Annotated in this window: 2 rRNA genes; both read left to right on the top strand. The window is 51.2% G+C overall.

The features are described from left to right. The first annotated feature begins 159 nt into the window (after positions 1-159). Positions 160-1,699: ribosomal RNA gene (locus tag CWE14_RS14650) — 16S ribosomal RNA — on the top strand. Positions 1,700-1,783: 84 nt separating this feature from the next. Beyond that, positions 1,784-4,786: ribosomal RNA gene (locus CWE14_RS14645) — 23S ribosomal RNA — on the top strand. The 16S and 23S rRNA genes sit together here, the layout of an rRNA operon. Positions 4,787-4,852: the final 66 nt, after the last annotated feature.

Below are 4,852 nucleotides of genomic sequence, written 5' to 3'. Positions count from 1 at the left end.
AAAAAGCTACTTCGGTAGCAGATCTCAACCACAGGCTTGTCCTGCAGGTAGGGTCAAATTTGCTCTTGAAATGCTGGTGACCATAAGATTCAAGTAATTAATTACTTCTATTTTAGAAGAACCAACGATTCATTGAGCACTTGCAAAAATCAAAATCTTTAATTGAAGAGTTTGATCATGGCTCAGATTGAACGCTGGCGGCAGGCCTAACACATGCAAGTCGAGCGGTAACATATCTAGCTTGCTAGATGATGACGAGCGGCGGACGGGTGAGTAATACTTGGGGATCTGCCTGATGGCGGGGGACAACCACTGGAAACGGTGGCTAATACCGCATAATGCCTACGGGCCAAAGTGTGGGACCTTCGGGCCACATGCCATCAGATGAACCCAAGCGAGATTAGCTAGTTGGTGAGGTAATGGCTCACCAAGGCGACGATCTCTAGCTGGTCTGAGAGGATGATCAGCCACACTGGGACTGAGACACGGCCCAGACTCCTACGGGAGGCAGCAGTGGGGAATATTGGACAATGGGCGCAAGCCTGATCCAGCCATGCCGCGTGTGTGAAGAAGGCCTTCGGGTTGTAAAGCACTTTCAGTGGTGAGGAAGGGGTGCTAGTTAATAGCTAGTATCATTGACGTTAGCCACAGAAGAAGCACCGGCTAACTCCGTGCCAGCAGCCGCGGTAATACGGAGGGTGCGAGCGTTAATCGGAATTACTGGGCGTAAAGCGCACGTAGGCGGTTTGTTAAGCAAGATGTGAAAGCCCAGGGCTCAACCTTGGAATTGCATTTTGAACTGGCAAGCTAGAGTTTTGAAGAGGGTGGTAGAATTTCCAGTGTAGCGGTGAAATGCGTAGATATTGGAAGGAATACCAGTGGCGAAGGCGGCCACCTGGTCAAAAACTGACGCTGAGGAGCGAAAGCGTGGGGAGCAAACAGGATTAGATACCCTGGTAGTCCACGCCGTAAACGATGTCAACTAGTTGTTCGTGTCTTAAGACGTGAGTAACGCAGCTAACGCACTAAGTTGACCGCCTGGGGAGTACGGCCGCAAGGTTAAAACTCAAATGAATTGACGGGGGCCCGCACAAGCGGTGGAGCATGTGGTTTAATTCGATGCAACGCGAAGAACCTTACCATCCCTTGACATCCAGAGAATTTTCTAGAGATAGATTAGTGCCTTCGGGAACTCTGAGACAGGTGCTGCATGGCTGTCGTCAGCTCGTGTTGTGAGATGTTGGGTTAAGTCCCGCAACGAGCGCAACCCTTATCCTTAGTTGCCAGCACGTAATGGTGGGAACTCTAGGGAGACTGCCGGTGATAAACCGGAGGAAGGTGGGGACGACGTCAAGTCATCATGGCCCTTACGGGATGGGCTACACACGTGCTACAATGGCGCGCACAAAGGGCAGCAAGCTAGCGATAGCAAGCGAATCTCAAAAAGCGCGTCGTAGTCCGGATTGGAGTCTGCAACTCGACTCCATGAAGTCGGAATCGCTAGTAATCGTGGATCAGAATGCCACGGTGAATACGTTCCCGGGCCTTGTACACACCGCCCGTCACACCATGGGAGTGGGCTGCACCAGAAGTAGATAGCTTAACCCTCGGGAGAGCGTTTACCACGGTGTGGTTCATGACTGGGGTGAAGTCGTAACAAGGTAGCCGTAGGGGAACCTGCGGCTGGATCACCTCCTTAACGATAGCTCAAAAGATGTGAGTGCTCACACAGATTGAATTGGCTTTGATACATGGTATGCCTGTATACGTTTTTGGGTTGTATGGTTAAGTGACTAAGCGTACACGGTGGATGCCTAGGCAGTTGGAGGCGATGAAGGACGTACTAACTTGCGATAAGCCATGATAAGCCAGTAAGAGGCATTTGAATCATGGATTTCCGAATGGGGAAACCCACTGAGCTTGCTCAGTATCGTTAACTGAATTCATAGGTTAACGAAGCGAACCCGGAGAACTGAAACATCTAAGTACCCGGAGGAAAAGAAATCAATTGAGATTCCGTTAGTAGCGGCGAGCGAACGCGGATCAGCCCTTAAGCTCATTAAGGTTTAGTGGAAGGCTCTGGAAAGTGCCGCGATACAGGGTGATAGCCCCGTACACGAAGAACCTTAGTAAGTGAAAACGAGTAGGTCGGGACACGTGTTATCTTGACTGAATATGGGGGGACCATCCTCCAAGGCTAAATACTCCCAACTGACCGATAGTGAACCAGTACCGTGAGGGAAAGGCGAAAAGAACCCCTGTGAGGGGAGTGAAATAGAACCTGAAACCGTGTACGTACAAGCAGTAGGAGCACCTTCGTGGTGTGACTGCGTACCTTTTGTATAATGGGTCAGCGACTTACATTTTGTAGCGAGGTTAACCGAATAGGGTAGCCGTAGGGAAACCGAGTCTTAACTGGGCGTCGAGTTGCAAGGTGTAGACCCGAAACCGGGCGATCTATCCATGGGCAGGTTGAAGGTTGAGTAACATCAACTGGAGGACCGAACTCACTAATGTTGAAAAATTAGGAGATGACCTGTGGCTAGGAGTGAAAGGCTAATCAAGCCCGGAGATAGCTGGTTCTCCCCGAAATCTATTTAGGTAGAGCCTCGGATGAATACCACTGGGGGTAGAGCACTGTTTGGGCTAGGGGGTCATCCCGACTTACCAACCCCATGCAAACTCCGAATACCAGTGAGTACTATCCGGGAGACACACGGCGGGTGCTAACGTTCGTCGTGGAGAGGGAAACAACCCAGACCGCCAGCTAAGGTCCCCAAGTCATGGTTAAGTGGGAAACGATGTGGGAAGGCACAGACAGCTAGGAGGTTGGCTTAGAAGCAGCCATCCTTTAAAGAAAGCGTAATAGCTCACTAGTCGAGTCGGCCTGCGCGGAAGATGTAACGGGGCTAAACCATGCACCGAAGCTGCGGATTGTTGCACATCACTTAATTCGATTTGAGTTACGCTTACGCGTAGCACAGCGAAGCGAAAGCGTTCCTTAAACAGACGAGGATGCTGAACGTAGCGCGATAAGTCGCATTAAGGATGTGCAACAGTGGTAGGGGAGCGTTGTGTAAGCCGTTGAAGGTGAATCGAGAGGTTTGCTGGAGGTATCACAAGTGCGAATGCTGACATGAGTAACGATAAGGGGAGTGAAAAACTCCCCCGCCGGAAGACCAAGGGTTCCTATCCCATGCTAATCAGGGTAGGGTAAGTCGGCCCCTAAGGCGAGGCGGAAACGCGTAGTCGATGGGAAACGGGTTAATATTCCCGTACTGCTGCATACTGCGATGGGGTGACGGAGAAGGCTAGGCAAGCGCGGCGTTGGTAGTCCGCGTGAAAGTGAGTAGGTTGGTGGTTTAGGTAAATCCGGACTGCCCTCTTTAGTGAGAAGACTGAGACACGAGACGAGACTCTAAGGAGTCGAAGTTGTTGATGCCATACTTCCAGGAAAACCCTCTAAGCTTCAGGTATGCAGAACCGTACCCGAAACCGACACAGGTGGTCAGGTAGAGAATACTAAGGCGCTTGAGAGAACTCGGGTGAAGGAACTAGGCAAAATAGTACCGTAACTTCGGGAGAAGGTACGCCACTGTTGGTGACGAGCTTCGCGCTCAGAGCTGATAGTGGTCGCAGTGACCAGGTGGCTGGGACTGTTTATTAAAAACACAGCACTCTGCTAAAACGAAAGTTGACGTATAGGGTGTGACACCTGCCCGGTGCCGGAAGGTTAATTGATGGGGTTATCTTCGGAGAAGCTCTTGATCGAAGCCCCGGTAAACGGCGGCCGTAACTATAACGGTCCTAAGGTAGCGAAATTCCTTGTCGGGTAAGTTCCGACCTGCACGAATGGTGTAACCATGGCCACGCTGTCTCCACCCGAGACTCAGTGAAATTGAAATCGCAGTGAAGATGCTGTGTACCCGCGGCTAGACGGAAAGACCCCGTGAACCTTTACTACAGCTTGGCACTGAACATTGAACCTACATGTGTAGGATAGGTGGGAGGCTTTGAAGCATTGGCGCTAGTTGATGTGGAGCCATCCTTGAAATACCACCCTTGTACGTTTGATGTTCTAACGTTGGTCCCTTATCGGGATTGCGGACAGTGCCTGGTGGGTAGTTTGACTGGGGCGGTCTCCTCCCAAAGAGTAACGGAGGAGCACGAAGGTTGGCTAAGTACGGTCGGACATCGTACGGTTAGTGCAATGGCATAAGCCAGCTTAACTGCGAGACAGACACGTCGAGCAGGTGCGAAAGCAGGTCATAGTGATCCGGTGGTTCTGAATGGAAGGGCCATCGCTCAACGGATAAAAGGTACTCCGGGGATAACAGGCTGATACCGCCCAAGAGTTCATATCGACGGCGGTGTTTGGCACCTCGATGTCGGCTCATCACATCCTGGGGCTGAAGTCGGTCCCAAGGGTATGGCTGTTCGCCATTTAAAGTGGTACGCGAGCTGGGTTTAGAACGTCGTGAGACAGTTCGGTCCCTATCTGCCGTGGGCGTTTGAGAATTGAAAGGGGTTGCTCCTAGTACGAGAGGACCGGAGTGAACGAACCGCTGGTGTTCGGGTTGTCATGCCAATGGCACTGCCCGGTAGCTACGTTCGGAATCGATAACCGCTGAAAGCATCTAAGCGGGAAGCGAGCCTTGAGATGAGTTCTCACTGGAGTGTAATCTCCCTAAAGGGTTGTTGAAGACTACGACGTTGATAGGCAGGGTGTGGAAGCGCAGTAATGTGTTGAGCTAACCTGTACTAATTGCCCGTGAGGCTTAACCATACAACACCAAAGACGTATGACTCTGCACGAGTGCGTGTTGAGGGTATTACTGACAGAGATTTTTTT

This window comes from Aliidiomarina soli, assembly GCF_003986975.1.
In the GTDB taxonomy this organism is placed as follows: Bacteria; Pseudomonadota; Gammaproteobacteria; order Enterobacterales; family Alteromonadaceae; genus Aliidiomarina; species Aliidiomarina soli.
This window is presented reverse-complemented; position numbering and strand designations above follow the sequence as displayed.